The 24,960-nt window shown below is 62.4% G+C and carries 27 protein-coding genes; 18 read left to right on the top strand and 9 right to left on the bottom strand.

Annotated features, from left to right (window positions below):
- Positions 1–3 precede the first annotated feature (3 nt).
- Positions 4–1,170 (top strand): Ppx/GppA phosphatase family protein, encoded by a 1,167-nt coding sequence (locus tag BMY38_RS12560; protein WP_092763280.1) that lies wholly within the window; start codon positions 4–6, stop codon positions 1,168–1,170.
- Between the two features lie 101 nt (positions 1,171–1,271).
- Positions 1,272–2,033, top strand: a complete 762-nt coding sequence (locus BMY38_RS12555; protein ID WP_092763278.1) for an RlmE family RNA methyltransferase — start codon at positions 1,272–1,274, stop codon at positions 2,031–2,033.
- Here the strand turns inward: BMY38_RS12555 and BMY38_RS12550 are convergent.
- Positions 2,030–2,233 (bottom strand): hypothetical protein, encoded by a 204-nt coding sequence (locus BMY38_RS12550; protein ID WP_092763276.1) that lies wholly within the window; start codon positions 2,231–2,233, stop codon positions 2,030–2,032. The genes BMY38_RS12555 and BMY38_RS12550 overlap by 4 nt on opposite strands.
- A gap of 173 nt (positions 2,234–2,406) precedes the next feature.
- Entirely contained in the window at positions 2,407–3,147 is a 741-nt protein-coding gene (locus BMY38_RS12545; RefSeq protein ID WP_092763274.1) for an ArsR/SmtB family transcription factor, read from the bottom strand.
- Positions 3,148–3,263: 116 nt separating this feature from the next.
- Here BMY38_RS12545 and BMY38_RS12540 point away from each other — a divergent pair, with 116 nt between their 5' ends.
- The 3 genes from BMY38_RS12540 (at position 3,264) to BMY38_RS12530 (ending at position 6,590) form a co-directional block, all read left to right on the top strand.
- Positions 3,264–4,007 (top strand): alpha/beta hydrolase, encoded by a 744-nt coding sequence (locus BMY38_RS12540; protein ID WP_092763272.1) that lies wholly within the window; start codon positions 3,264–3,266, stop codon positions 4,005–4,007.
- Between the two features lie 272 nt (positions 4,008–4,279).
- Positions 4,280–5,605 carry a histidinol dehydrogenase gene (gene hisD, locus BMY38_RS12535; protein ID WP_092763270.1) on the top strand — a complete coding sequence of 442 codons (1,326 nt, stop codon included), beginning with the start codon at positions 4,280–4,282 and terminating at the stop codon, positions 5,603–5,605.
- 40 nt (positions 5,606–5,645) lie between these two features.
- Complete coding sequence (locus BMY38_RS12530) at positions 5,646–6,590, top strand: ester cyclase (RefSeq protein ID WP_175495868.1); 945 nt, start codon at positions 5,646–5,648, stop codon at positions 6,588–6,590.
- Here the strand turns inward: BMY38_RS12530 and BMY38_RS12525 are convergent.
- The gene (locus BMY38_RS12525) at positions 6,587–7,159 is read right to left on the bottom strand and encodes an exopolysaccharide biosynthesis protein (protein ID WP_245737590.1); all 573 of its coding nucleotides are present in this window, start codon (positions 7,157–7,159) and stop codon (positions 6,587–6,589) included. The two genes, BMY38_RS12530 and BMY38_RS12525, sit on opposite strands and share 4 nt — an antisense overlap.
- 136 nt (positions 7,160–7,295) lie before the next feature.
- Here BMY38_RS12525 and BMY38_RS12520 point away from each other — a divergent pair, with 136 nt between their 5' ends.
- From BMY38_RS12520 to BMY38_RS12495, 6 genes are read left to right on the top strand one after another with little or no spacing between them, the layout of a single operon-like run.
- On the top strand, positions 7,296–8,051 hold the full coding sequence (locus BMY38_RS12520; protein ID WP_092763266.1) for an SDR family NAD(P)-dependent oxidoreductase: 756 nt from the start codon (positions 7,296–7,298) through the stop codon (positions 8,049–8,051).
- Positions 8,048–9,070 carry a LacI family DNA-binding transcriptional regulator gene (locus BMY38_RS12515; protein WP_217638809.1) on the top strand — a complete coding sequence of 341 codons (1,023 nt, stop codon included), beginning with the start codon at positions 8,048–8,050 and terminating at the stop codon, positions 9,068–9,070. Before BMY38_RS12520 ends, BMY38_RS12515 begins: the two co-directional genes overlap by 4 nt.
- Entirely contained in the window at positions 9,067–10,053 is a 987-nt protein-coding gene (locus BMY38_RS12510; protein WP_092763262.1) for a nuclear transport factor 2 family protein, read from the top strand. The genes BMY38_RS12515 and BMY38_RS12510 overlap by 4 nt, the downstream gene beginning before the upstream one ends.
- Positions 10,050–10,253, top strand: a complete 204-nt coding sequence (locus BMY38_RS12505; RefSeq protein WP_092763260.1) for an SRPBCC family protein — start codon at positions 10,050–10,052, stop codon at positions 10,251–10,253. Before BMY38_RS12510 ends, BMY38_RS12505 begins: the two co-directional genes overlap by 4 nt.
- A gap of 47 nt (positions 10,254–10,300) precedes the next feature.
- On the top strand, positions 10,301–11,266 hold the full coding sequence (locus BMY38_RS12500; protein ID WP_092763257.1) for a cupin domain-containing protein: 966 nt from the start codon (positions 10,301–10,303) through the stop codon (positions 11,264–11,266).
- A 31-nt stretch (positions 11,267–11,297) separates the two neighbouring features.
- Positions 11,298–12,440: a cobalamin-independent methionine synthase II family protein gene (locus BMY38_RS12495; RefSeq protein WP_092763255.1), complete on the top strand. Its 1,143-nt coding sequence runs from the start codon at positions 11,298–11,300 to the stop codon at positions 12,438–12,440.
- Here the strand turns inward: BMY38_RS12495 and BMY38_RS12490 are convergent.
- Complete coding sequence (locus tag BMY38_RS12490) at positions 12,437–12,886, bottom strand: hypothetical protein (RefSeq protein WP_092763253.1); 450 nt, start codon at positions 12,884–12,886, stop codon at positions 12,437–12,439. The two genes, BMY38_RS12495 and BMY38_RS12490, sit on opposite strands and share 4 nt — an antisense overlap.
- Before the next feature lie 127 nt (positions 12,887–13,013).
- On the opposite strand from BMY38_RS12490, the gene BMY38_RS12485 reads away from it, so the two are divergent.
- On the top strand, positions 13,014–13,439 hold the full coding sequence (locus tag BMY38_RS12485) for a SufE family protein (protein WP_092763251.1): 426 nt from the start codon (positions 13,014–13,016) through the stop codon (positions 13,437–13,439).
- A gap of 170 nt (positions 13,440–13,609) precedes the next feature.
- On the opposite strand, the gene BMY38_RS12480 is transcribed toward BMY38_RS12485, so the two are convergent.
- Positions 13,610–14,515: a LysR family transcriptional regulator gene (locus tag BMY38_RS12480; protein WP_092763249.1), complete on the bottom strand. Its 906-nt coding sequence runs from the start codon at positions 14,513–14,515 to the stop codon at positions 13,610–13,612.
- Positions 14,516–14,645: 130 nt separating this feature from the next.
- Here BMY38_RS12480 and BMY38_RS12475 point away from each other — a divergent pair, with 130 nt between their 5' ends.
- On the top strand, positions 14,646–18,050 hold the full coding sequence (locus tag BMY38_RS12475) for an indolepyruvate ferredoxin oxidoreductase family protein (RefSeq protein ID WP_092763247.1): 3,405 nt from the start codon (positions 14,646–14,648) through the stop codon (positions 18,048–18,050).
- A 52-nt stretch (positions 18,051–18,102) separates the two neighbouring features.
- Here BMY38_RS12475 and BMY38_RS12470 read toward each other — a convergent pair whose 3' ends face one another.
- Positions 18,103–18,324, bottom strand: a complete 222-nt coding sequence (locus BMY38_RS12470) for a sulfurtransferase TusA family protein (protein WP_092763245.1) — start codon at positions 18,322–18,324, stop codon at positions 18,103–18,105.
- A 69-nt stretch (positions 18,325–18,393) separates the two neighbouring features.
- Here BMY38_RS12470 and BMY38_RS12465 point away from each other — a divergent pair, with 69 nt between their 5' ends.
- Positions 18,394–19,656: a hypothetical protein gene (locus BMY38_RS12465; protein WP_092763243.1), complete on the top strand. Its 1,263-nt coding sequence runs from the start codon at positions 18,394–18,396 to the stop codon at positions 19,654–19,656.
- On the top strand, positions 19,653–20,996 hold the full coding sequence (locus BMY38_RS12460; protein ID WP_092763241.1) for a cytochrome P450: 1,344 nt from the start codon (positions 19,653–19,655) through the stop codon (positions 20,994–20,996). Before BMY38_RS12465 ends, BMY38_RS12460 begins: the two co-directional genes overlap by 4 nt.
- 78 nt (positions 20,997–21,074) lie before the next feature.
- On the opposite strand, the gene gpt is transcribed toward BMY38_RS12460, so the two are convergent.
- Genes gpt through fabI form a run of 3 tightly spaced genes read right to left on the bottom strand, consistent with a single transcriptional unit; the run spans position 21,075 to position 23,026 of the window.
- Positions 21,075–21,581 (bottom strand): xanthine phosphoribosyltransferase, encoded by a 507-nt coding sequence (gene gpt / locus BMY38_RS12455; RefSeq protein ID WP_092763239.1) that lies wholly within the window; start codon positions 21,579–21,581, stop codon positions 21,075–21,077.
- A 16-nt stretch (positions 21,582–21,597) separates the two neighbouring features.
- Complete coding sequence (locus BMY38_RS12450) at positions 21,598–22,206, bottom strand: LysE family transporter (protein ID WP_245737589.1); 609 nt, start codon at positions 22,204–22,206, stop codon at positions 21,598–21,600.
- A 4-nt stretch (positions 22,207–22,210) separates the two neighbouring features.
- Complete coding sequence (fabI, locus tag BMY38_RS12445; protein ID WP_092763237.1) at positions 22,211–23,026, bottom strand: enoyl-ACP reductase FabI; 816 nt, start codon at positions 23,024–23,026, stop codon at positions 22,211–22,213.
- Positions 23,027–23,105: 79 nt separating this feature from the next.
- On the opposite strand from fabI, the gene pdxH reads away from it, so the two are divergent.
- The 3 genes from pdxH to BMY38_RS12430 all read left to right on the top strand — a co-directional run bounded on the left by pdxH (position 23,106) and on the right by BMY38_RS12430 (position 24,930).
- Positions 23,106–23,720, top strand: coding sequence for a pyridoxamine 5'-phosphate oxidase (pdxH, locus tag BMY38_RS12440; RefSeq protein WP_092763235.1), 615 nt, complete (start codon positions 23,106–23,108; stop codon positions 23,718–23,720).
- 182 nt (positions 23,721–23,902) lie between these two features.
- Entirely contained in the window at positions 23,903–24,433 is a 531-nt protein-coding gene (locus BMY38_RS12435) for a cold-shock protein (protein WP_092763233.1), read from the top strand.
- Positions 24,412–24,930 (top strand): DUF192 domain-containing protein, encoded by a 519-nt coding sequence (locus tag BMY38_RS12430; RefSeq protein WP_245737588.1) that lies wholly within the window; start codon positions 24,412–24,414, stop codon positions 24,928–24,930. Before BMY38_RS12435 ends, BMY38_RS12430 begins: the two co-directional genes overlap by 22 nt.
- Positions 24,931–24,960 lie beyond the last annotated feature (30 nt).

Genomic DNA, 24,960 nt, shown 5'->3' with positions numbered 1-24,960 from the left:
GCGATGCCACCGGAAGACCCGGCCAAGGGCGCGGGATCTGATGCCGGTGCCCAGCGCATCGCCAGGTCCGGACCCGTAGTGCGGCCGACACCAGACACGCGGACGCCCGGCGACCGCCCCGACCCGGCAGAGCTTTACGCCGCGCTGGATCTTGGCACGAATTCGTGCCGGATGCTGATTGCCCAGCCAAAAGGCAACCAACTGCATGTCGTCGACAGTTTCTCCAAGTCCGTTCAGTTGGGCAACGGTCTGGAACAGTCGGGTCGTCTGAGCCGCGCGTCCATGGCGCGCACGATCGGCGCACTGAAAATCTGTCGCCGGAAACTGGAAACCCACGATGTCAAGCGGATGCGGCTGGTCGCGACCGAGGCCTGTCGCCGCGCCACCAACGCCAGCGAATTCATCGATCTGGTGCGCCGCGAGACCGAACTGCCGCTTGAAATCATCGAGCCGGAAGAGGAGGCGCGACTGGCCGTCGTGTCCTGCGCCCCGCTGGTCAGTGCCAAGACCGAACAATTGCTTGTCGTGGATATCGGTGGCGGGTCCACCGAACTGGTCTGGATCGACCTGACTCGTGTCCCACGGCACGACCGCTCACGGGCGATCATGCGCCTGCATGCGGGCTTCAAGGGCAGCGCAGACGACCCGTTCCCCCGTGCCAAGGTCGTCGACTGGATCAGCATCCCTCTGGGCGTTGCAACGCTCAAGGATCAGTTCCGCGATGTCACCGACGACGCGGCACGCTTTGCGCTGATGTCCTGGCATTTCGAGGAATGTCTGGCTGAATTCTCGCCCTACGCGGATGCCGAGGGCGACGCCGATCCCGGCTTTCAGATCGTCGGCACCAGCGGCACGGTCACGACCGTGGCGGCCACGCATCTGAACCTGCGTCGATACGATCGCAACAAGGTCGACGGGTTGCGGATGACGACCGGCCAGATCGACCGGGTGATCCGGGGCTATCTGGCCCAGGGCCCCGACGGGCGGCGCAACGACCCGCGTATCGGACGGGACCGGCATTCGCTGATCATGTCGGGTGCGGCGATCCTTCAGGCGCTGCTACGGGTCTGGCCCACCGACCGGCTTTCCGTGGCAGACAGGGGCCTGCGCGAAGGGTTGCTCTATGCGCAGATGTCGGCAGACGGCGTGCTGGACGACGGGCCGCTTTAAGCCCTTCAGGAACGGACTTTCAGAGGTTTCATTGAAGACTTCTGCAAAAAGGCTTCCGCGAAGGCTTACGATCCAGCGTTTTGCGCATTACGGGGTATGGCATGGCAAAGAAACCCACCAAAGGCGTCTCATCGGGCAATGCCTCCGGACGCGGCTATCGCGACCTTACCGTCAAGGTGAAGACGGCGCGCGGGCGCAAGATGTCGTCCAAGCTATGGCTGGAGCGGCAACTCAACGACCCCTATGTCGCTCGTGCGCGGGCCGAAGGGTATCGTGGTCGCGCGGCGTTCAAGATCATGGAGTTGGACGATAAATACGGATTCCTGATCCCCGGTGCGCGGGTCATTGATCTGGGCTGTGCGCCCGGTGGCTGGTTGCAGGTGGCGGTGCCGCGGATCAATTCATTGGGCGAAAATCCCAAGAAGAAAATCGGCCGCCTTATCGGCCTTGACCTGCAGGAAGTGGACGATGTGCCGGGTGCCGAGATCCATGTCCTGGATTTTCTGGCCGAAGGCGCGGACGATACCATCAAAAGCTGGCTGGACGGTGAGGCGGATGTCGTCTTGTCGGATATGGCCGCCAGCAGTTCGGGTCATAAACAGACGGATCACCTGCGGATCATCGCGCTCTGTGAAGCAGCGGCGGAGCTTGCGTTCGACGTGTTGGCTCCCGGCGGCACCTTTGTCGCCAAGGTTCTGGCAGGCGGGGCCGAGGGAGATATGCAGAAACTGCTCAAGCAGCGGTTTACCAAGGTCTCGAACGTCAAACCGGGGGCAAGCCGGTCCGACAGTTCGGAAAAGTTCGTCGTGGCACAGGGCTTCAAGGGCCGCCCCGAGCATAACGCTGTCGCCGACACGGATTAATCTTTCGGCGACTCGTTTCCGCGAATTGGTTTGTCGCGCTCCTCGTCGATGACGAAATCATCCGCGGGATCGGACGGCTTGTCGTATTTTCCCTTTTCCTCCAAGGGCTTCTTTTCGACTTTGACCGGGCCATAGCTGTCCGATTTGGCCGGGCCGGGCGCGTTGGGACGCTCGGGAATGGGTTGCTGGTTGCGGCTCATGCGATGACTCCTGCGATTGTCATCACACATAACGCACCGGGGCCGCGCCGGTTCATCGAGGCGGACAAATTGCCGTCCCGCGCGGGGTTCAAGCCGTGTTCATGTCGGCGATGCAGAGTATCGAGAGTGGCGCGCCAGCGGCCCCGTTCAGGTCATCCACCATTGCACTTCGGTCATGCCTCCGCGGCCGCGAACTTGGTCGCCTTGCCGTTTTCGAGGAACGTTTTCAGGCCTGAGGCGATCCGTTCCCAACCATCGGCATAGCCTTCTCCACCGGGCGGGATGTCGTAATGCTCCAACGTCAGGCGGCACTGGCCGTCGCCCGGCTCGATAATCCAGACGAAATGCGATTTGGGAACGTCCGGCGCCCATCGCGGCTCGAAGATCGATTCGATCCGGGTCTTGGGCTTCAGCTTGGTCTCGCGGCAAATCAGCATTTCGTTGCCATCGGGCGCGACATAGGTCAGCGCGGCGCCGTCGCGGGTGACATGACTGGCGTGGAAGTGGTATTTCGCCATCTGGTCCGCATCGGTCAGCGCGTCCCAGAGCGCATCCTGGGTACAGCGGATATAGGTCCGCATGACGTAATCGGGTCTCCGTTCCATGGTGTCCTCCATTTGAGCTTTCAGGTTCAGCACCCCCTGGACGGCGGGTGCCACGCGATAGGGCTCGATCCAGCGTCCCAGTGCTTCGGCCAGGGGCACGGCGTTCAGATAGTGATGCGTGAAACGTCCGCGTTTCACCCGCGTCACCAGCCCGGCCGTTTCAAGAACACCCAGATGTTTGGCTACACCAAACCGTGACAGGGGCAGCGCCGCCTCCAGTTGCGACAGCGTCTGACCGTCGGTCTGCCGCAAGGCATCCAGCAAATCGCGGCGCGACGGGTCGGCGAGGGCTTTGAAGATCGAATCCATGGCGGATTAATACGAGACCAAACGGTCACACGTCAAGACGCGTGACTAATTGGTCACCTGTTTGCGCTGGATCGGCGTTCCGGCTAGGCCGGGGGCGACCGACGGCGGAGGCGACCATGCAGACCATCGAACGGGCCGGCAACACGCTGGCCTTCCACGCGACCCAAGGGCAGGGGCCGGGCATCGTGTTCCTGGGCGGCTTCAAATCCGATATGGAAGGCACCAAGGCCATCGCGCTGGAAGTCTGGGCCAGACAGCAGGGCCGTGCCTTTCTTCGTCTGGATTATTCGGGCCACGGTCAGTCGGAGGGCGCGTTTACCGACGGCAGTATCGGCAACTGGACGGAAGATGCGCTGGCCGTGATCCGCGCGGCCACCACCGGGCCGCAGGTTCTGGTCGGCTCATCCATGGGCGGTTGGATCGCCCTTCTGATCGCGCGGGATCATCCCGACTTGGTTGCGGGCCTCGTCACCATCGCAGCTGCCCCTGATTTCACCGAAGACGGCTATTGGGCCGCGTTCAATGCGGATCAACGCCTGCAACTGGCCGAGGTCGGGCACATTGCCGTCCCGTCAGATTACGGTGATCCCTACATCATCACGCACCGCCTTATCGAAGAAGGCCGCAGCCGTCTGGTCCTGCGATCCCCGCTGAACCTGCCGTTTCCCGTACGGATGATGCAGGGAACGGCCGATACTGCCGTGTCGACCGAAACCGCACTGCGCCTGCTCGACCATGCCGAGGGCCCGGACATCCGCCTGACCCTGGTGCGGGGTGCGGATCACAGATTTTCGGGCGATGACGATCTGGAACTGATCCGACATAACGTTCAGGATGTGCTGAGCCGTCTGCCCTCTTGAGGCGTGCGCCCCCGGCGAACCTGACCGCGGCAGGGGTATGTCGGTGCGCATGTTTTTCAGATGGATGGCATGGACGGGTGGAACACTGGCGGGGTGTATTTTCATGTCATTGCGGGCGACATCCTCGGCCAGTCGGGCATGCCGTATGCAATTACTGCGATGACCCGCTGGAACGAAGGCCTTTGAAACGCAGCATTGCAAGCGTATGCAAAAACCGCTTCACTCTTGCGCGAGGTGACATATACACCTGACGTCCGCGATCGGAGGCTGCCATGGCACAACATTTCAAGACATCGAAATCCGCCACCGACCGCGCTGCAGACGACGCCAAGGTCCGCACCGAAGTCGAAGAGATTCTTGCGGATATCGAACGTCGGGGCGACGCTGCGGTACGCGATCTGTCCGCGATGTTCGATAGCTATTCGCCAGAGAGCTTTCGCCTGACGCTGGACCAGATCGAAAACCTCATGGGTGAATTGTCGCAGCGCCAACTCGCCGACATCCGATTTGCGCAGGAACAAGTTCGCAACTTCGCGCAGGCACAACGCGACTCGTTGCAGGATATCGAGGTCGAGACGATGCCAGGCGTTATCCTCGGCCATCGCAACATCCCCGTTCAGTCCGTCGGATGCTATGTTCCCGGCGGTAAGTTTCCAATGGTTGCCAGCGCGCATATGTCGGTCGCCACCGCGTCCGTTGCGGGTGTGCCGCGCATCGTCGCCTGCACGCCACCGTTCCGCGGGCGTCCCAACGCCGCCGTCATTGCGGCGATGCATCTGGGCGGGGCGCATGAGATTTATGTTCTGGGCGGCATCCAGGCCGTCGGTGCCATGGCCATCGGCACCAAAACCATCACCCCGGTCGATATGCTGGTGGGGCCGGGCAATGCCTATGTCGCCGAAGCCAAGCGGCAGCTTTATGGTCGCGTCGGCATCGACCTGTTCGCCGGGCCGACCGAGACCATGGTCATCGCCGACGACACCGTGGACGGAGAACTGGTCGCAACCGATCTGCTGGGGCAGGCGGAACACGGATACAATTCGCCCGCTGTCCTGCTGACGACCTCGCGGAAGCTGGCCGATGACACCCTGTCCGAAATCGACCGGCTGCTGACGATCCTGCCCACCGCCGAAACGGCGCGGGTCAGTTGGCAGGACTATGGCGAAATCATTCTATGCAAAGACCATGACGAGATGCTGACCTGCGCAAACGACATCGCGTCCGAGCATGTGCAGGTCATGACCGACCGCGACGACTGGTATCTGGAGAACATGCACAGCTATGGCGCGCTGTTCCTTGGCGCGCGCACCAACGTGGCCAATGGCGACAAGGTGATCGGCACGAACCATACCCTGCCGACAAAAAAGGCCGGACGCTATACCGGAGGGCTATGGGTTGGGAAATTTCTGAAGACACACAGCTATCAGAAGATCACCACCGATGCCGCAGCCACCCTGATCGGGGAATACGGATCGCGGTTGTGCATGTTGGAAGGCTTCGTCGGCCATGCCGAGCAATGCAACGTCCGGGTCCGTCGATATGGCGGCGTAAACGTGCCCTATGGCGAGGGTGCGCCGTATCGTGACGACGCCGACTGAGGCACGTGCGGCGCACATGAATATTCAAGGAGCATAGACAATGGACCTGACGGCCCTGTCCGATTGTGATGCGGCCCGCATGGCAAAGGTGATCGAAAGTGGCATCGCACCAGATGCCAGCGTTCATCTGTGCCATCCTTTCGGGGACGTGACCGGGGGCGCAGGATTCGTCGATATCGCGCTTGGTCCTCTCTGGGCGGCGATGCCGGACGTGGAACGCCGTGTCGATATCTCCATGACAGGGGTCGATGGTCACGGACAGGCGTGGCTGGGGCAGGCGGGGCATTATGCCGGTGGGTTTGCCGCACCTTTCCTGGGTATCCCGCCAACAGGACGCCTGGCCCACCTGCGATTTCACGAATTTTACCGTATTGTTAATAACTTGGCCGTCGAAGTTCAGGCGATCTGGGACCTGCCCGATCTGATGTTACAGGCCGGTGTCTGGCCGATGGGACCGCCTCTGGGGCATAGCGGACGAGTGCCCGGCCCGATGACGCAGGACGGGTTGCGGATCGGTGGCAATGGCAGCCATGCTCTGCGCGTTGTGGGCGATATGCTGGACCGGCTGCACCTGTCGCCGCAGGGCGAGGCGGCGATGGACCTGCCCGCCGCATGGCACCCGAGGTGCACCTGGTACGGCCCCGGCGGCATTGGCACCGCGCGGGGCATCCGGGGGTTTCGCGACCACCACCAGATCCCGTTCCTGAATGCCATGCCCGACCGGCGCGGACTGATCGAGCGGGGACACTTCTTCGCCCAGGGCGATTACGTCGCTTTTACTGCGTGGCCGGGGATGGAGATGCACGTTACCGGAGACGGATGGCTGGGAATTGCCCCATCCGGTCAGAAAATCACCATGCGCAGCCTCGATTTCTGGCGCGTAGAGGGTGATCTGATCCGCGAAAACTGGGTCTGCGTCGACCTTCTGGACGTCTGGCACCAGCTGGGTGTCGACGTGCTGGCCCGGATGCGGCAGCTGACCTAGGGCCAGAGTTTCCACACGGCCCACAGCGCGATTGCCGACGCCGCCCAGGCCAGCGCCATGACCCGGCCATCCCGCGTCACCAGAGCCAGACCGAACAGCACGATCACTCCCATGGGAATCGACGATGCGAAAGGCACCAGTTCCAGGGGCGGCACCAACGCGCAAAGCACGAGAATCGCCACGGCAACGATGCGTGGAGCAGGCTCGTCGGTCAGCAGATGCAGGTGTTTTCCAAGATGCCTGTCGGACCATTCGGCGGCGGGGCGCAATTTATCGACGGCATTCGTCAGCTTTGCGGCTGAGATGTTCCGCCGCTCCAGAAACCCTGGCAGCCACATATCCTCGCGACCGAATGCAATTTGCACGGCAAAGATTGCAACGATGAATGCCAGCGTCGAGGGTACGAGAGGGATGCCGCCGATGGGGGTGATTTCCAATGCGGCCGGAATCGCCAGAAGGGCACCTGTGCCACGATGCCCGATTTGGTCATTGACATGGCCCAATGTCACTTCGGACTGACCCTCGGCGGCATCATTCAATGCGGACAGGATTTCTGTGGCTTTGGTCATGGCGTCCATTTCTAGGCTTTTAGCTGGATCAATGCGGCAAGAACCGAAAAGGTTCATCGCTAAGCTCTTGCCTCGTGTAGCCAAGATGTGTCTGCATACCTATGCAAATAACACTGCCCCGTGTCGGAGCCGCCAGATGTCACTTCCCTGCACCCCATCCTTTCGACTGGATGGCCGTCGCGCCTTCGTCCCCGGAGGGTCTCGCGGGATCGGCCTTGCGAGCGCGGCCGCTCTGGCCGAAGCCGGGGCCCATGTCGTGATCGTCGCGCGCGGCCAGGCGGGTGTGAACGACGCTGTGGCCCGGATCAACGAAGCCGGGTTTTCCGCCGAAGGCACTGCGCTCGATGTCGCGAACCTGTCGAAGGTAGACGATTTTCTGTCCGGGCAGGCCCCTTTCGACGTCCTGTGCAACTCTGCCGGGGTCGCCCGTCACAGCCCGGCGCTGGACACCACTCCAGAAGATTTTGACCTGGTCACCGGCCTGAATCTGCGCGCAGCGTATTTTTTGGCCCAGAGGGTCGCGCGCGGCATGTCGAACGGTGGCTGCATCCTTCAGATCAGCAGTCAGATGGGCCATGTCGGCGGGGTCGACCGCGCAGTCTATTGCGCCACGAAACATGGGGTCGAGGGCATGACCAAGGCCATGGCCATCGAATGGGGACCACGAAACATACGCGTAAACACGATTTGTCCGACCTTCATCCGGACGCCCCTGACCGAAGCCACGTTCAGCGACCCTGTTCGCCGCGCCTGGATCGACGACAAGATCAAGTTGCCCCGCGTCGGCGAGGTCGAGGATATCATGGGCGCGGTCCTGTTCCTCGCCTCCGATGCTTCGGCGATGGTCACCGGGACGTCACTGCTGGTCGACGGTGGCTGGACGGCGGATTGATGGCGCGCAAAGTCACTTCTCAGGATGTGGCCCGGAAAGCCGGGGTCAGCCAATCCGCAGTCAGCCGCGTTTTCACCAGGGGCGCGTCGGTCAGCCCCGACATGGCCGCGCGCGTGCGGTCCGCCGCTGACGAACTGGGCTATCGCCCCAACGCACTGGCCCGTGGCCTTATCACCGGACGGTCGCGTATCATCGGGCTGGTCGTCGCATATCTGGACAATCCGTTCTATCCGGACGCCATCGAAAAGCTGTCGACCGTGTTGCAGGCGCAGGGCTATCACCTGTTGATTTTCACGACCGGAAAACACGGTATCGATACCGATCGCGTGATTTCCGAACTGCTGGATTATCAGGTCGACGGTATCATCACGGCATCGATCAACCTGTCGGGCGAGTTGTCCGAACGGTGCGCTGCGGCGGGCATCCCGGTCGTGTTGTTCAACCGGGCCATCCCCGGATCGGGTCTGTCGGCGGTCACCTCGGACAATCTGACCGGAGGGCGCAAGGCAGCGGAGTTCCTGCTGGCGGGCGGGCATGTCCGCATTGCCCATATTTCCGGTTTCATGGACGCCTCGACCAGCCGTGACCGGCTGGCCGGTTTTCGCGCCGCTCTGGACAGGGCGGGCGCGCCGTTGCACGCGCTGGTCGATGGCCGCTACGACCGTGCCACGGCAGCCGAGGCGGCTCGCGACCTGATGGCGCGCCCCGATCCACCCGACGCGATTTTCGTGGCCAACGACCACATGGCCTTGGCGGTGATGGATATGCTGCGCTTCGATCTTGGCCTGAAGGTCCCGCAGGACGTCAGCATTCTGGGTTACGACGATGTGCCGATGGCCGGGTGGCCTGCCTATGACCTCACGACCCTGCGCCAGCCGACGCGACGCATGGTCGATGCCACGGTGGACGAGTTGATGGCCAAGCTCGACACCCCCAATCGCGCCGCCCGACGGATCGAGATCGACGGACCGCTCGTGGTTCGCACCTCGGCCCGCATACCCGAAGGATACACGCCATGACCTTCAACGACCGCTGGAAAGACCTGCCCGACTACATCCTGTCGATCACGAAGGAGATCTGGGAGGACAGGGGCATCGCGACCCTGCACCAGTATTACGCACCCGATATTGTCGTCCGCTCGCCCGCGTCTGTGGTCGTCGGCAACCAGAACGTCATCGGTGCTACGATGGCGACGCTGGCAGAATTTCCCGACCGCACCCTGCTGGGTGAAGACGTCATCTGGTCAGGCGACGATCCCCGGACAGGCATGCTCTCGTCGCACCGCCTGCTGTCCACCGCGACGCATCTGGGCGACGGCATCTATGGCCGCGCCACAGGCAAGACGCTGATCTATCGCATCATGGCCGATTGCCACGTTCGGGGCATCGCCATCGACGACGAATGGCTGATCCGCGATCAGGGTGCGATCGTCCGGCAATTGGGGTGGGAGCCATCTGCCTATGCCGCCGACCTGATCGAACGCGAGGGCGGCAAGGACGCCGCGATCCGCCCGCTGACGCCCGATACGGACAGACCCGGCCCGTACCAGGGGCGCGGCAACGACAACATTTGGGGCACAAGGCTGGCCGAAACACTGACCCGCATCATGTCAGCCGACATGCGTGTCATTCCGGACGTGTATGACCGCGCGGCGCAACTGGAATACCCCGGTGGTGTCACCGGCCACAGCCACGGCGATGCCGACCGCTTCTGGATGTCGCTGCGCGCCGCCTTCCCGGACGCCGAATTCACCATCGAACATGTCATCGGTCGCGACGATCCGATGATGCCGCCGCGTGCCGCCGTGCGCTGGTCGCTCTGGGGCAAACACTCCGGCTGGGGCGCGTTCGGGACACCGACCGGCGCTCAGGTCTATGTCATGGGCATCACTCACGTGGAATTCGGACCCTTCGGCCCGGACGGCTGGAGCATAAGGCGCGAATGGACCGTCTTCGACGAAACGGCGGTCTGGAAACAGATCCATCTGGGAGGCACCTCATGACCCGTCATTTCACCGTCACCTGTTCCCGCGATTTCAAACATTCGGCATCGCCGGTTTTCGCCACATGGCTCGACCCCGATGCCCGCGCCCGGTTCGAGACGCCCGCAGGCTCCGGCATGTCGCACGTGACTTACGCCACTGCGGAGGGCGACAATGGCGAGATCCTGATCGAATGCCCGACCGGTTCGCTGCCGTATTGAACGCCGCCTGACCGCCCCCCGACCACGACATGACAGGAGCTTCCGCCATGACCGCCCCCACAACTGTCCGCTACGGCGAATTGATCCCCTGCAAGACCGCTTTCATCGACGCCCATACACCCGGCAGCGACCAGAAAGAGAATTTCACCATCATCGGCGGCGGCGTCAGCGAATCCGCCGATCAGCATGTGCACATCACCACGCCCCACGGCTTCAACATCGGCGCGGCCGGCCAGCCACCGAAATGCCGGAACTCCCTGCACAGTCACCGGACGGCCGAAGTGTTCTTCGTCCTGTCGGGCCGCTGGCGGTTCTTCTGGGGCCGACATGGAACGGCCGGGGAAGTGGTGCTGGAAGAAGGCGACATCATCGACATCCCTACCGGCATCTTTCGCGGGTTCGAAAATATCGGCACCGACTACGGGATGATCATGGCCATTCTGGGCGGCGACGATGCGGGCGGTGGCGTGATCTGGGCGCCGCAGGTGATCGAGGATGCGCGGGATCACGGGCTGATCCTGGGCGAGAACGGCAAACTCTATGACAGCAAGGCAGGCCAGACCCCGCCCGAGGGCGTCCACCCGATGCCGACCCTGACCGACGACGAATTGGCCGATTTTCCCGAACTGTCCCCGATGCAGGTCGTCGGATGGGGCGTGCGGCGCTATAACGACATGACGGCGCTGGCCCGGCACAGGCCCTGCAAGGTGATCGGTGCCACCGGCATCATCCGTGACAAGCCGGGGTTCGAGGTCGACCTGATCACCCGCACTTCGGCCACCGACACACCACATGCGCACGACCGCCCATCGGTTCTGATGCCGATGCGCGGCCATTGGCGCGTCACCTGGGGGCAGGGGGCCGACGCGGGCGCAGAGGTTCTGGCGCCCGGCGACACCATGTCCGTCCCCGCCGGTCTTCCGCATGCGGCGGTCCCGTCGATGACAGGCGAGGCGAGCCTGTTCCATATTGTCTCGACCGACGATCCCGCGGGTCCGTCATGGCTGCAATGAAAACCGCAGAATACCTGCAAAGGAGCCTTTCATGGCGATAAAATCCACTCACGTCGGCTCTCTGCCGCGGACGCAGGCGACCGTCGACATGATTTTTGCCCGCGAAAACGGCATGCCCTACGATGCGGATGCCTTCGCCGCTCAGATGACCGCCGCTTGCAACGAGGTGGTGCGCCGTCAGGTCGAAGCGGGCATCGACATCGTGTCCGACGGCGAGACGTCGAAGATCAGCTATGCCACCTATGTCAAGGATCGCTACACCGGATTTTCCGGCGATTCCCCGCGCAATGCGCCCGCGGACCTGAAGCTCTTTCCCAGTTTTCTCAAGCGTCTGGCGGCGGATGGGGGCACGCCGAAATATGCCCGCCCGATGTGCACCGGCCCGGTCAAATCCAAGGGTCAGGACGACCTGCTGACCGATATCGCCAACCTGAAATCTGCGATGGACACGCACGGCGCGCGCCAAGGCTTCATGAACGCCGCCAGTCCTGGCGTCATTTCGCTGTTCCTGCAAAACGACTACTACGCCAGCCGCGATGAATACCTTGCTGCCCTGTCCGACGCGATGCGCGAGGAATACCGCACCATCGTCGACGCAGGACTTTTCCTGCAACTCGATTGTCCCGACCTTGCCCTGTCGCGGCACATGCTGTTTGCCGATCTGACCGATGCAGATTTCCTAAAGATCGCGCAAAACCATGTTGAAGCCCTGAACGGTGCCTTGCAAGGCATTGATCCATCACGGGTTCGCGTGCACATATGTTGGGGGAATTACGAGGGGCCGCATGTCTGCGACATCCCGATGGACGCGGTATTCTCGACCTTCCTCGGGGTGAACGCCAGTCAGCTTCTTTTTGAAACATCGAACCCGCGCCACGCCCATGAGTGGCAGGTGTTCCGCGACAGGAAATCGGAAATTCCCGACGACAAGATCCTCGTGCCGGGCGTGGTCGACACCACATCGAACTTCGTCGAACACCCCGAAGTCGTGGCCGAGCGGCTGGGCCGGTTCGCCGATATCGTCGGCCCCGATCGCGTCATCGCCGGAAGCGATTGCGGCTTTGGCACATTCGCCGGTTTCGGTGCGGTCGATCCTGACATTGCATTCGCCAAGCTCGGGGCCCTGTCGGACGGGGCGGCCCTTGCAAATGCGCGGCTTTCGGACCGGGTCTAGCGGCTGACCGACCGGCGGTTCACTTCGCCCTGCACCACGATCGTTCGGATGCCTGCAAGGTCCTGCGTACTATAGGTCGTGCCGGCCAGCACTTCGCGCGACGGCTGCGTGCCCACCGGCTCGGGCGTGATCGGCGGCAGAATGCGGAAATCCAGCAGCAACACCGACGGATCGTCGGTCGGGACGCGGACCAGATCGGCTTCCCAGAAGCCCTGCGTCGGAGGCAGGCCCACGGCCGAGATGATTGCGCCGCTGCGCGTCTGCGCCACCTCCAGCGACACGACCTGTTGCACGACCGGTCGCGCGGTTGCGACGCGGGCGACTTCGATCCGCTCCTCGCGGTCGCTGCCGAACCAGTTGAACGGGTTCAGGCGCGTCTGCCCCAGCCCGCATCCGGCCAATGCCGTAACTGCCAGAACCGCCCCGATGCGCGCCGTCATTCCCATGTGAACCCCCGTCAATCCCTAGCCTTCGGCTTTGCCATACGGGCTAGCCCATCGGCGAGCCTTTGGGAAGCGGGCTGGACCTTTGGAACGCCCGCACCTACCTCACGGGGGTAAAACGGGGGTGAAAATGGCACAGGAACGGTTCGAGGATCTGGTCGAAACATTCGAGTTTCTGGACGACTGGGAAGACCGCTATCGACATGTCATCGAACTGGGCAAGGCGTTTCCGCCGCTTGACGATGCGCTCAAGGTTCCTGCCACCAAGGTCGACGGCTGCGCCAGCCAGGTCTGGCTGCATCCGCGTATCGAAGGACAGGGGCCGGATGCGACCTTCGATTTCGCGGGCGAATCCGACGCCATGATCGTGCGCGGACTGATCGCTATTTTGCACGACCTCTATGGCGGCATTCCCGTGGCACAGGTCGGTGCCATCGACGCCCCCGCCGAACTCGCCCGTCTTGGTCTGAACGATCACCTGTCGTCGCAACGGTCCAACGGGTTGCGGGCGATGGTCGAACGCATCCGCGCGGTGGCAGCGTCGGCAGCGGCGTAATCGCCACGAGCAAAAAAAAGGCCGAGCTAAAAGCTCGGCCGAAGTCCAACAGGGAGGTGAAGGGGCGCAGAAGCACCGTCCTTCGATAGCTTAAATATTGCGCGACATGCCGGGGAACAAGGCGGAACGGAACCAATCGGTGCAATCCCGCTATGCGTTTCGTGCATGCCTTACCGTGCCGCCGCGCCCTGCCGCGCCTTTCGATAGGCCACGACCTCCTCGACCACGAAGTCGCGGAACGCCTGAACCCGCTTCGATCCGCGCAACTCCTCGGGGAAGGCCAGAAACACCGGCACCTCGTTCGACTCGATGCCCGGCAGGACGCGCACAAGCTGCGGAAAATCCTGGCTCAGATAGTCGGGCAGGACACCGATGCCCAGATCGCTCAGCACACTTTGCAGCACGCCGAAATAATTGTTCACCGTCAGCGACCGCCCGATGTCATAGGTCATCAATTCGCGCACCAGCATCGCGCCCGCGCTGACCTGCGTCACGCCCAGCGATTGGCTGATCAGCCGATGCTTTGACAGATCGTGCAGCGAATTGGGTACGCCGTTCGCCTCCAGATAGGCGGGTGACGCGAAAAGCTGCATCCGGATATCCATCAGGCGTTTGCGCACCAGGTCGGCCTGACTCGGTTCTTTCATGCGAATGGCCACATCGGCCTCGCGCATGGGCAGGTCCAGCACCCGCTCCTCCAGCATCAGGTCAATGCTCAGGTCGGGGTATTTCGCATAGAGCTTCGACAGTCGCGGCGCCAGCCAGATCGACCCGAAGCCGATGGTGGTCGTGACCCGCAGGTTGCCGAACACCTCCTCCTCCGAATCGCGGATCCTTGCGCTGGCGGTCTCCAGCCGCTTGGTCATCGCCTGCGTCGCGTCGAACAGCAATTCGCCCTGTTCCGTCAGGATCAGGCCGCGTGCGTGCCGGTGGAACAACGTCGTGCCCAGCATCTCCTCCAGCGCGCGAATCTGGCGGCTGACGGCGGATTGCGACAGGTGCAGCACGTCGCCCGCATGGGTCAGAGACCCCGCATCCGCAACGGCGTGAAAAATTCTCAGTTTATCCCAGTCCATCACATGCTCGCTTTTGACGGTCTCCTCCCGTCGCCTCTCCCTATAGGGAAGTGCTATAAGAATGTCTGAAGAAGATTTCGCTTTATGGGTCAGTAAAGTTGACCTATAATCCCGTCAGGAGGAGATTTTCATGCGCCACGACGTGTCCTTGTCCGATCGGTTCGATCTTGAAAAACGTGACGTCCTGTTGAACGGGACCCAGGCGCTGGTGCGTCTGATGCTGATGCAGAAGGAACGCGACCGCCGTGCCGGTTTGAACACGGCAGGGTTTTGCACCGGCTACCGAGGCTCGCCGTTGGGGGGTGTCGATCTGAACATGGAGAAGGCCCGCAAGGTTCTGGACGCCAATGACATTACCTTTCGCCCCGGTCTGAACGAAGACCTTGCCGCCACCGCCGTCTGGGGCAGCCAGCAGGCCGAATTGCGCGGCGAAGGCACGCATGACGGCGTTTTCGGCCTGTGGTATGGCAAAGGACCGGGCGTCGACCGGTCGGGCGATGTGATGCGCCACGCCAACATGGCGGGCACGTCCGAACACGGCGGCGTCCTGATGGCCATGGGCGACGACCACACGGGCGAGTCCTCCACCACCTGCCACCAGTCCGACTGGGCGCTGGTCGACGTCCACATGCCCGTCCTGTCGCCCGCCGGCGTGCAGGAGATCCTTGATTTCGGCCTCTATGGCTGGGCGCTGTCGCGCTACGCAGGCGTCTGGGTCGGACTGAAGACGATGAAGGACACCGTCGAAGTCACCTCTGTCGTTGACGGGCGCCCCGATCGTATGTCCTTCGTCACACCGGACTTCGACATGCCGCCGGGCGGGCTGAACATCCGTCTGAACGACCACTGGATTCCGCAGGAAGACCGTCTTCTGGGCTATAAGCGCTGGGCCGCCGAGGCTTTCAGCCATGCCAACAGGATGGACAAGCGGATGCACGGCAAGCCGGGCGCCAGGATCGGCTTCGTCGCGGCGGGCAAGAACTGGCTCGATCTGGTCCACGCCCTGTCGCTGCTGGGTCTGGACGACGCGGAATGCGAACGCCTCGGCATCACCACCTACAAGGTAGGGCAGACCTGGCCGCTCGATATGAAAGGCTTCCACGACTGGGCCGAAGGTCTCGACCTGATCGTTTGCGTCGAGGAAAAGCGCAAGCTGATCGAGGTTCAGGTCAAGGAGGCCATCTTCGACGACCGCCACGGTCGACGTGTCTACGGCTACCGCAAGCAGGCTGACGGCCCGATCCTGTTCCAGCAGGCCTATGCCCTGTCGCCCACCGATATCGCCGAAAAGATCGGCGGCATCCTCAAGGAGGAGGGGCGAACGACCCCCCGCATCGAGGCAGGTCTGGCCCGCGTGGCCGAGGCCAGGCGGGCCGACAATGCCCCCGATATCGCCAGGCGCACACCATGGTTCTGTTCGGGATGCCCGCACAACACCTCGACCAAAGTGCCTGACGGGTCGCGCGCGGGTGCGGGCATCGGCTGTCACGTCATGGCGCTCTGGATGGATCGCAACACCGAAGGCTACACCCACATGGGGGCCGAGGGCGCGAACTGGATCGGTGAATCGCTGTTTTCGACCCGCAAACATGTATTCCAGAACCTGGGAGAAGGGACGTACAACCATTCCGGCATTCTTGCCATCCGCGCCGCCTTGGCCGCGAACACCACCATCACCTATAAAATTCTCTATAACGATGCCGTTGCAATGACGGGCGGGCAACACAACGAGGGCGACCTGTCGCCCGAACGGATTGCGCGCGAACTTCAGGCGATGGGCGTCACGACCATCGCGGTCGTCTACGATGAAAAGGAAGGCGTTGATAAATCGCGCTTCCCGGCGGGCCTTGACTGGCACGAACGCGAAGAGATGGAAATCGTGCAGAAGCGCATGGCCGCGATCGAAGGCGTCTCGGTCATTCTGTTTATCCAGACCTGCGCTGCCGAAAAGCGCCGCCGCCGCAAGCGCGGCCTTTATCCAGACCCGGACCGTCGCATCTTCATCAATACCGACGTTTGCGAAGGTTGCGGCGATTGCGGTGTGCAATCGAACTGCGTCTCGCTCGTGCCCGTCGAAACGGCCTTCGGCACCAAGCGCGCCATCGACCAGTCGTCCTGCAACAAGGATTATAGCTGCATCAAGGGGTTTTGCCCCAGTTTCGTGTCGATCCAGGGTGCGGAGCTGAAGAAAAGGGCCACGACGGATGTCGATATCGGCGATCTGCCCGAACCGGAATTGCCCCCGATCGACGGCACCTGGAACACCGTCATCACCGGCGTTGGCGGCACCGGCGTCGTGACCATCGGGGCCGTCATGGCCATGGCCGCACATCTGGACGGCAAGGGCGCCGGCCTGATGGAAATGGCCGGACTGGCGCAGAAGGGCGGCGCGGTCGCGTTGCACTGCCGGTTGTCGAATGCGCCCGCCGACATCAGCGCCATCCGCGTGGCACTGGGCGAGGCCGATGCCCTGATCGGCGGCGATCTGGTCGTCAGTGCCGACAACAAGATCCTGTCCCTTACGATGGCGGGCCGCACGGGGGCGGTGGTGAACAGCCACGAGATCGTCACCGGCGACTTTACCGGCAACCCTGACTTCAAGCTGCCTGCCGACCGGCTTGCCCTGTCGTTGCAGGCCCGGCTGCGCGACCGCCTGACCCTGTTCGACGCCTCGAAACTGGCCGAGAAACTGTTGGGCGACACGATCTTTTCTAACATGATGATCATGGGTGCTGCGTGGCAAAGAGGTCTGATCCCCCTGACCCGAGAGGCGATTCTGAAAGCGGTCGAGATGAACGGGACTGCTGTTGATCGCAATCAGCGCGCGTTCGATCTGGGCCGCTGGGCTGTTGTCCACCCTGACAGGGCCGGAGAATTGCTGGCCGACACTGTCACCCGCCTGCCGGACACGCCCGAAACGCGCATCGCGGCGCGGGTCGATCATCTGACCGCGTATCAATCGGCGCGCTATGCCCGTCGCTATACCGCGATGCTGGACCGGATCGCCGATCCTGTCGTGCGGGAGGCGGTGGCGAAGGGGTATCACAAGCTGCTCTCCTACAAGGACGAATACGAAGTTGCGCGCCTGCTTCGAACGACCCGCGCCAAGGCGGCGGAGACCTTCGACGGCGACCTGAAACTGACCTACCATCTGGCCCCTCCGGTGATATCGAAGCAGGGCCCTGACGGGCGGCCCGTCAAGCGGGCTTTCGGCGAATGGATCGAACGGTTCTATCCTCTCCTTTCAAGGGGCAAGGTCCTGCGCGGCACATTCCTCGATCCCTTCGGTCGGACTTCGGAGCGTCGGATGGAGCGTGCGCTGATCGACCAATACGAGGCAGATATTGAGGAAGTGTTACCGCAGCTGTCCGACGCCACCCGCGACGCCGTGGTCGCCTTGGCCGAACTGCCGCTTGCAATCCGCGGCTTCGGCCCGGTGAAGGACGCGAATGCGCGGGCCGCCGCCAAGCGGCGCGAGGAGTTATTGGCCAGTATCCGTGCCGGGGGGCCGGACTTGGCGCAGGCGGCGGAATAGGGGGATACGAACGTAATACCCTGGTATGCACCGTCGTAATACGCCGGTATTCCTATGCTTTTTCGATAATGAAGGCATGCCCATCGACACCGACGAACCGGTGACCGGTTTCGGCGCAGAAGTGAGGTACATCGATCAGCGCAGCCGGATCATCCGCCAGAAGCCTGACGCAAGCCCCTGATTTCAAAGGCTGCATACGTTTTTTCAGGCGCAGCACGGGCAGAGGGCACAACAGTCCGAGCGCGTCGATTTCCAGATCCGGCTTACTGTCCATCACTTGTCCTTATTTCCGCCCGATGGTTGTGTCATCCTGTCCCGACCCGACGCAAGGCACGATCGCCAGATGACCCAGACCGTAGCCACCCGCCGCGTCCTCTACATCCCCGGTTTCGATCCGTTTCATCCGCGACGGTATCGCGAATTATATCGCAAGGAAGGCGCGCAACAAGCTGAATTATCGGGATATTCCATAAGCCAACAAAAGGGCGAAAACGCCTTTTCCTGGCAGGTCGAGGCACAGATCGACGGGGCACGGGTCACCACGGATATCGAGGTTCTGGTCTGGTCCGACATCGTGTCGTCCAGCATGGCCGCCTCCATCCCGGCGACCTATTGGCATCTTGCCCGCACGGCCTGGATCTATATCTCATCGGGCGCGTTGTTCCGGCTGATGCGCCTGCGACAGGGGCCGATTATCGCCGCGTTGTATCCCATTGTATTTCTTGTATTACAACTTGTCACAGCCATCGCAGCAGGCGGACTTGTGGCATGGGGCGTCGCATGGGTATCGGACCTGATCATGGTCGCGACCGGGCAACCGCTGCCTCCGGTCCTGTCCTATGAAGTACCACGCTATTTCGCGGCGATCCTGTTTGGTACAGCGGCAGGCTGGCTGGTCCTGCGATGGTTCAAGGCCAGGGATTCCAAGGTCTTCGCATATTACCTTATGTACGATTATGCATTCTCGGCCCGCTGGAACGGGGCGAATCCGCCGGAGCTGGAGGCCAGGATGGCCAGCTATGCGGACCGCATTGCGGAGGCTCTCGCTTCCAATGTCGACGAGGTTCTGATCGTCGGCCACTCCTCGGGTGCGCATCTTGCCGTCTCGGTTCTCGCTGACATGATCCGGGGGTCACGTATTCCCCCCGGACGGTGCAGTTTCCTGAGTCTTGGACAGGTCGTTCCGATGGTGAGTTTCTTGCCTGATGCCAAAAGGTTACGTGCAGATCTTCATGTCATGGGCGGACAGGACCTGATCCCTTGGGTCGACGTCACCGCGCCCGGCGACGGATGCGCCTTCGCGTTGTGCGATCCGGTGTCTGTCACCGGCGTCGCGCCAGATCGGCAGACCGGGCCGCTGATCCTGTCGGCGGCCTTTACCAAAACCCTGACTCCCGAAACATGGCGCAAGCTGAAGCGGCGATACTTTCGCCTGCATTTCCAGTATCTTTGCGCCTTCGATGCGCTTCCGGGAACCTCATCGGACTATGATTATTTCCGCATAACGGCCGGTCCGCACCGCTTGGGCGAGCGGTTTGCCGGTCGGGCGCCCAGCCCATCGACCAAGCGCACACCTGTCAACCGATACACCGCGATGGCCCCATGATCCCGCCCAAACCCACCCCACGCGACGGTCGCGTCGGCCTGTTTGGTTACATGCGCCGCTTTCGGGCCGATATTCTGAGTGCTCAGCCTGCGCGCCTGTATCGCGCCTGGATGGCCGAGTTTCGGACTCCGTTCTTCAGAAGCTACATGATGAACGACCCTCAACTTATTGATATTGTGATAAAAAGTCGCCCGGACGACTTTCCCAAATCGGACCGGGTGCGCGAGGGTCTTGCGCCGCTGTTGGGCCGGTCTGTCTTTGTCACCAATGGCGCGGAATGGAAGCGGCAGCGGCGGATCATTGATCCGGCGTTTGCGGGTGGCAGGTTGCGCGACGCCTTTCCGGGAATGCTGGACGCTGCCCAGGCGATGATCGAGCGTGCCACCGAAGGCGAGCACGAGATCGAGGAACTGGCCAGCTATGCCGCCGCCGACGTCATCTTCCGCACGCTGTTTTCCGTCCCGATCGAGGATGCCCTGGCCGCTCAGGTCTTCCGCGAGTTCCGCGACTATCAACGCACGCAGCCGCTTCTGAACATCGCCGCGCTGATTCCGATGCCGCGCTGGATGCCGCGCTTTCACAGGCGCAGGACGCTGGCGGCGGCTCGTTCGATCCGGTCCGCCATCACCGCGCTGGTCGATCGCCGCGCTGTCCAGATCGAAGATGGGTCCGCGCCCGACGACCTTGCAACCAAGATCATGACATTTGCCGACCCGGACACGGGCCACCGGTTCTCGGTGCCGGAAATGGTCGATCAGGTCGCGATTTTCTTTCTGGCGGGGCACGAAACCAGTGCGTCCGCATTGGCATGGGCGCTCTATCTTCTTGCCACGCACGAGGAGGCACAGGACCGTGTCGCGGCCGAAGCCACACGAGATTGGCATACGTTCAAGTTCAGTGATCTCAGCCAGATGCCACATACCCGCGACGTTTTCCGCGAGACGCTGCGTCTATATCCACCGGTCCCGATGATGGTCCGCGAGACGACCCGGCCCGAGACATTTCGCAACCGGCAGGCCCCGACGGGCGCGCAGATCGTGCTGTCACCATGGCATCTGCATCGGCACGAACGGATGTGGGACAATCCTGATGGCTTCGACCCCGACCGCTGGCAGACAGGGGCCACGAGGGAGAGTGCGCGGCAGGCCTATATGCCGTTCAGCGCCGGGCCTCGGGTCTGCACAGGCGCGGGGTTCGCGATGGCCGAGGGTGTGCTGCTGCTGGCGCGACTGATCGGTGCATATCGCGTCGCGCCAATCGGCGATCCGCCGGTCCCGGTGGCGCATCTGACAGTGCGGTCGCGGGACGGTATCAGACTGCGGCTGACATTGCGCCAGTGATGACTCTGCGGCCCTGTCCGGACCTCGCAAGATCGGAGCATTCCCGGCGCGACGGCTTCGGCTGGCGGCACCGCACTGTCAGTCCTTGCCGCGATACGGCTCGACATATTGCAGCGCCATGTCCCAAGGGAAAAATATCCACGTATCCTGACTAACGCCGGTGATGAAGGTATCGACCATGGGCTCGCCCTTGGGCTTGGCATAGACGGTGGCGAAATGCGCATTGGGGTAGAGCGCGCGCACCACTTCCAGTGTTTTCCCTGAATCAACCAGATCGTCGATCACCAGAACGCCGGTGCCGTCGCCCATCATGTCGGGGTCGGGGCGCGACAGGACCTGCGCGTCCCCCTGGGCCTGATGGTCGTAGGACTTGATGCTGATGGTATCGACCAGGCGGATGCCCAGCTCGCGCGCGGCGATCATTGCCGGAGCCATGCCGCCCCGGGTGATCGCGACGATGGCCTTCCATGCGCCACCATCGCCGGGGCCGCGTCCGTCCAGCCGCCAGGCCAGCGCACGGCTGTCGCGGTGGATCTGGTCCCAACTGATGTGGAAGCCTTTTTCGTGTGGCAGTTGGTTGGACATGGCGCAGACCTCCGGGTCAGGACGTGATTAAAAGACGCAACCCCAGCCCGCCAAGCACCAGGGCCATCGCTCGCGTCAGCGATGGTTTGAACGCCAGATACCGGGCGCGAACGGTGTCACGCGACATCAGGGTGGCCAGAACGGTATAGACCGCCGTTTCCAGAACAATCTGGTTGGCTGTAATCAGCGACATCTCGGCCGCAGACAGGCCGGGGGGGAAGATGACCAGCAGGACACCTGCGGAAAACAGGATGCTTTTCGGATTGCCAAGGTTCAGGAGGAGGCCGCGCAGGACCGCCCGTCGTGACGAGGCCGGGGGCGCGGTGACGATGGCCTTCGCTGCCCCGCGCCATGTCTGCACCGCGATGAACATGACCAGCAATGCGCCGCTGATTTTCATGACCGTGTAGGCATAGGGGAACAGGGTGAAAATCGTATCCAGCCCCAGAAGCGCCGCCAGCGTCCACAGTCCGGCCATGACCGCCAGCCCGAGACCGGTCAGGATGCCTTCCTGCCGTCCCCCCTGTAAACTGGCCCGGACGCAGACCAGAAACGCCGGTCCGGGGGACGCGACCGCCAGCAACAGTGCCAGGTTGAAGGCCAGCAGATGCGCAACGCTCAGCACCGGGTCAGGTGGCCTTCTTGTCTAGCGTCATGTCGGGTGCATCGACGTTCTTCATACCGACGACATGGTAACCCGCATCGACATGATGGATCGTGCCGGTGACCGCCGACGACAGGTCCGACAACAGATACATCGCCGATTTCCCGACTTCCTCCTGAGTGACGGTACGGCGCAGGGGGGAATTGTATTCGTTCCACTTGAGAATATAGCGAAAGTCGCCGATGCCCGACGCGGCGAGCGTCTTGATCGTACCCGCCGAAATGGCATTCACGCGGATGCCGTCGCGGCCAAGATCTTCCGCCAGATACTGAACCGAACATTCCAGTGCGGCCTTCGCCAACCCCATCACGTTGTAATGCGGCATGACCTTTTCCGCACCGTAATACGACAGCGTAAGGGCCGACCCGCCTTCGGTCATCATCTTCTCGGCGCGCTGCATGACGGCGGTGAAGGAGTAGACCGAAATATTCATAGTCATCAGGAAGTTGTCGAGCGACGTTTCCAGATAGCGCCCGCGCAATTCGTTCTTGTCCGAAAAGCCGATGGCATGGACCAGGAAGTCCAGCTTGTCCCAGCGTTCCCCAAGGGCGGCGAACATCGCGTCGATCGATGCCCCATCACCTACGTCACAGGGCAGCACGATGTCGCTGCCGGTCTGCGCGGCCAGCGGATCGACCCGCTTCTTCAGGGCCTCGCCCTGATAGCTGAAGGCCAGTTCTGCCCCCTGATCGGCGCAGGCCTTCGCGATGCCCCATGCGATGGACTTGTCATTCGCCAGACCCATGATGAGTCCGCGCTTGCCTGCCATTAAGCCTGCCATATTCCCCTCCGACTTGCCTTGACGCAGGCTTAGGCGAAAGGTGTATGTGCAGCAAGGTTTACGGGGCAGGGGCGGTACGATGGCGGAACGCGACGGCATATTCGCAGGCGACGACCCGGTGGCCATCGCCGCCCGCTGGCTGGAAGAGGCCACGGCGTCCGAACCGGAAGACCCCAGTGCAATCGCCCTGGCCACGGTCGACCCCGACGGCCTGCCGAATGTCCGCATGGTCCTGCTGAAAGAGATCGAGATCGGACAAGGGGCCTTTGTTTTCTATACGAATTTCGAAGGCAAGAAGGGGCAGGAACTGGCCGCCAACCCGCAGGCCGCCTTCGTGATGCACTGGAAAAGCCTGCGCCGTCAGGTCCGCGTGCGCGGTCCGGTAGAGCGGGTGTCGGACGAGCAGGCGGATGTCTATTACGCGTCCCGGTCGCTGCAATCGCGGCTGGGGGCCTGGGCCTCGGCGCAATCCCGCCCTCTGGAAAGCCGGGGTGCCTTGATGGCCGAAGTGGCGAAGGTCACGGCAAGCAAGGGCGTGTCGCCCAGGCGTCCGCCGTTCTGGGGTGGATTTCGGATCCGGCCCGTAGAGATCGAACTCTGGGCCGACGGTGCGTTTCGCCTGCACGACCGATTTCGATTCACCCGCGACACCCCGCAGACAGGGAATTGGGCGGTTTCAAGACTCAACCCCTGATTGCAGCCGCCTTGGCTGCAGTCTGCCTGTTTGCCAGATCGACAGGCGGACTTTCGCGGCTGACCCGGCGTTACCACAGGATTGTCGGGTTTTTCCGGACATGCACCCTTGAATGCCAGCCCGGCTGGCCAATATCGATCTTTTCCATCAACTGGATGGGGGCACGATTTAGTGGTGTTTTGATGGGCGTGAGCGAGACGGGTTTCACAGAACTGACGATTTCGGGAATCGTGAAATGGTTCGATCCGGTCCGCGGTTTCGGCTTCGTCGTGTCCGATGAAGCGGAGCGGGATATCCTGCTGCACGTCAATGTCCTGCGCAACTTCGGGCAGAGTTCCGTCCTCGATGGCAGCTTGATCCGGCTCACCTATCAAGTCAGCGACCGGGGCCTTCAGGCGGTTCGGATTCTGTCGATCGACCCGGTCGGATCCGATACTCCGTCCGAGGATCTGACCTCCCCCGAATACCTGATGCCAATCCCCGATGATCTTCCGTATCTGCCGGCGCGGGTGAAATGGTTCGACAGGGGTAAGGGCTTCGGTTTCGTGAATATCTTCGGCGATACTGCTGACATTTTCGTTCATACTGAAGTCGTGCGCCGTTTCGGCCTTGCGGAACTACTTCCGGGCGAGGCAATCTGCATCCGCGTCGTGGATGGCGCGCGAGGACGACTAGCGGTAGAGGTGCGCCGATGGGAATATTTCACCGACTGAACGACCGGCTGATGGGCGGTTTGCGTCTGGCCCTGATCCTGGCGGTTCCGGTTTTTGCCGCCAGCGACGTTGCAGCACTTTCATCGGGCGAATGTCAGGACGGCATGGTCGATGTGCGCGGGGATTTCGGACAAGTCCGTTTTCGCGTCGAACTGGCCCTGACCCCCGCAGAGCAGGCAAAAGGCCTGATGAACCGCGAGTCGCTGTCCCGCCTTTCGGGGATGCTGTTCGTCTATCCGCGCGAATCGAATGTCGCATTCTGGATGCGGAACACTCTGATCCCGCTCGACATGATCTTCGTCGATGACGAAGGCCGCATCGTGCGGGTCCACGAGAATGCCGTGCCCCTGGACGAGACGCCGATTCCCGCCGGTGCGCCGACATTGGCTGTGCTGGAGATCAATGGCGGCATGGCGCGGATGCTGGGCATCGACGCGGGTGACGAGCTGCGCACCGTTGCCCTGCCGCAGGATACCGCCGCCTGGCCCTGTGATTGAACCGTCAAGGCTTTTCCCCGTCGCAAAGCC

This window comes from Jannaschia helgolandensis (assembly GCF_900109285.1).
Classification (GTDB): Bacteria; Pseudomonadota; Alphaproteobacteria; order Rhodobacterales; family Rhodobacteraceae; genus Jannaschia; species Jannaschia helgolandensis.
Note: the sequence above shows the minus strand (reverse complement) of the source record. Positions and strands in the feature narration are given on the sequence as shown.

Excerpts from the sequence above, each read along its gene's own strand:
- BMY38_RS12560 (WP_092763280.1), top strand. The coding sequence starts at position 4 with ATGCCACCGGAAGACCCGGCCAAGGGCGCGGGATCTGATGCCGGTGCC.
- BMY38_RS12555 (WP_092763278.1), top strand. The coding sequence starts at position 1,272 with ATGGCAAAGAAACCCACCAAAGGCGTCTCATCGGGCAATGCCTCCGGA.
- BMY38_RS12550 (WP_092763276.1), bottom strand. The coding sequence starts at position 2,233 with ATGAGCCGCAACCAGCAACCCATTCCCGAGCGTCCCAACGCGCCCGGC.
- BMY38_RS12545 (WP_092763274.1), bottom strand. The coding sequence starts at position 3,147 with ATGGATTCGATCTTCAAAGCCCTCGCCGACCCGTCGCGCCGCGATTTG.
- BMY38_RS12540 (WP_092763272.1), top strand. The coding sequence starts at position 3,264 with ATGCAGACCATCGAACGGGCCGGCAACACGCTGGCCTTCCACGCGACC.
- hisD (WP_092763270.1), top strand. The coding sequence starts at position 4,280 with ATGGCACAACATTTCAAGACATCGAAATCCGCCACCGACCGCGCTGCA.
- BMY38_RS12530 (WP_175495868.1), top strand. The coding sequence starts at position 5,646 with ATGGACCTGACGGCCCTGTCCGATTGTGATGCGGCCCGCATGGCAAAG.
- BMY38_RS12525 (WP_245737590.1), bottom strand. The coding sequence starts at position 7,159 with ATGACCAAAGCCACAGAAATCCTGTCCGCATTGAATGATGCCGCCGAG.
- BMY38_RS12520 (WP_092763266.1), top strand. The coding sequence starts at position 7,296 with ATGTCACTTCCCTGCACCCCATCCTTTCGACTGGATGGCCGTCGCGCC.
- BMY38_RS12510 (WP_092763262.1), top strand. The coding sequence starts at position 9,067 with ATGACCTTCAACGACCGCTGGAAAGACCTGCCCGACTACATCCTGTCG.
- BMY38_RS12505 (WP_092763260.1), top strand. The coding sequence starts at position 10,050 with ATGACCCGTCATTTCACCGTCACCTGTTCCCGCGATTTCAAACATTCG.
- BMY38_RS12500 (WP_092763257.1), top strand. The coding sequence starts at position 10,301 with ATGACCGCCCCCACAACTGTCCGCTACGGCGAATTGATCCCCTGCAAG.
- BMY38_RS12495 (WP_092763255.1), top strand. The coding sequence starts at position 11,298 with ATGGCGATAAAATCCACTCACGTCGGCTCTCTGCCGCGGACGCAGGCG.
- BMY38_RS12490 (WP_092763253.1), bottom strand. The coding sequence starts at position 12,886 with ATGGGAATGACGGCGCGCATCGGGGCGGTTCTGGCAGTTACGGCATTG.
- BMY38_RS12485 (WP_092763251.1), top strand. The coding sequence starts at position 13,014 with ATGGCACAGGAACGGTTCGAGGATCTGGTCGAAACATTCGAGTTTCTG.
- BMY38_RS12480 (WP_092763249.1), bottom strand. The coding sequence starts at position 14,515 with ATGGACTGGGATAAACTGAGAATTTTTCACGCCGTTGCGGATGCGGGG.
- BMY38_RS12475 (WP_092763247.1), top strand. The coding sequence starts at position 14,646 with ATGCGCCACGACGTGTCCTTGTCCGATCGGTTCGATCTTGAAAAACGT.
- BMY38_RS12470 (WP_092763245.1), bottom strand. The coding sequence starts at position 18,324 with ATGGACAGTAAGCCGGATCTGGAAATCGACGCGCTCGGACTGTTGTGC.
- BMY38_RS12465 (WP_092763243.1), top strand. The coding sequence starts at position 18,394 with ATGACCCAGACCGTAGCCACCCGCCGCGTCCTCTACATCCCCGGTTTC.
- BMY38_RS12460 (WP_092763241.1), top strand. The coding sequence starts at position 19,653 with ATGATCCCGCCCAAACCCACCCCACGCGACGGTCGCGTCGGCCTGTTT.
- gpt (WP_092763239.1), bottom strand. The coding sequence starts at position 21,581 with ATGTCCAACCAACTGCCACACGAAAAAGGCTTCCACATCAGTTGGGAC.
- fabI (WP_092763237.1), bottom strand. The coding sequence starts at position 23,026 with ATGGCAGGCTTAATGGCAGGCAAGCGCGGACTCATCATGGGTCTGGCG.
- pdxH (WP_092763235.1), top strand. The coding sequence starts at position 23,106 with ATGGCGGAACGCGACGGCATATTCGCAGGCGACGACCCGGTGGCCATC.
- BMY38_RS12435 (WP_092763233.1), top strand. The coding sequence starts at position 23,903 with ATGGGCGTGAGCGAGACGGGTTTCACAGAACTGACGATTTCGGGAATC.
- BMY38_RS12430 (WP_245737588.1), top strand. The coding sequence starts at position 24,412 with ATGGGAATATTTCACCGACTGAACGACCGGCTGATGGGCGGTTTGCGT.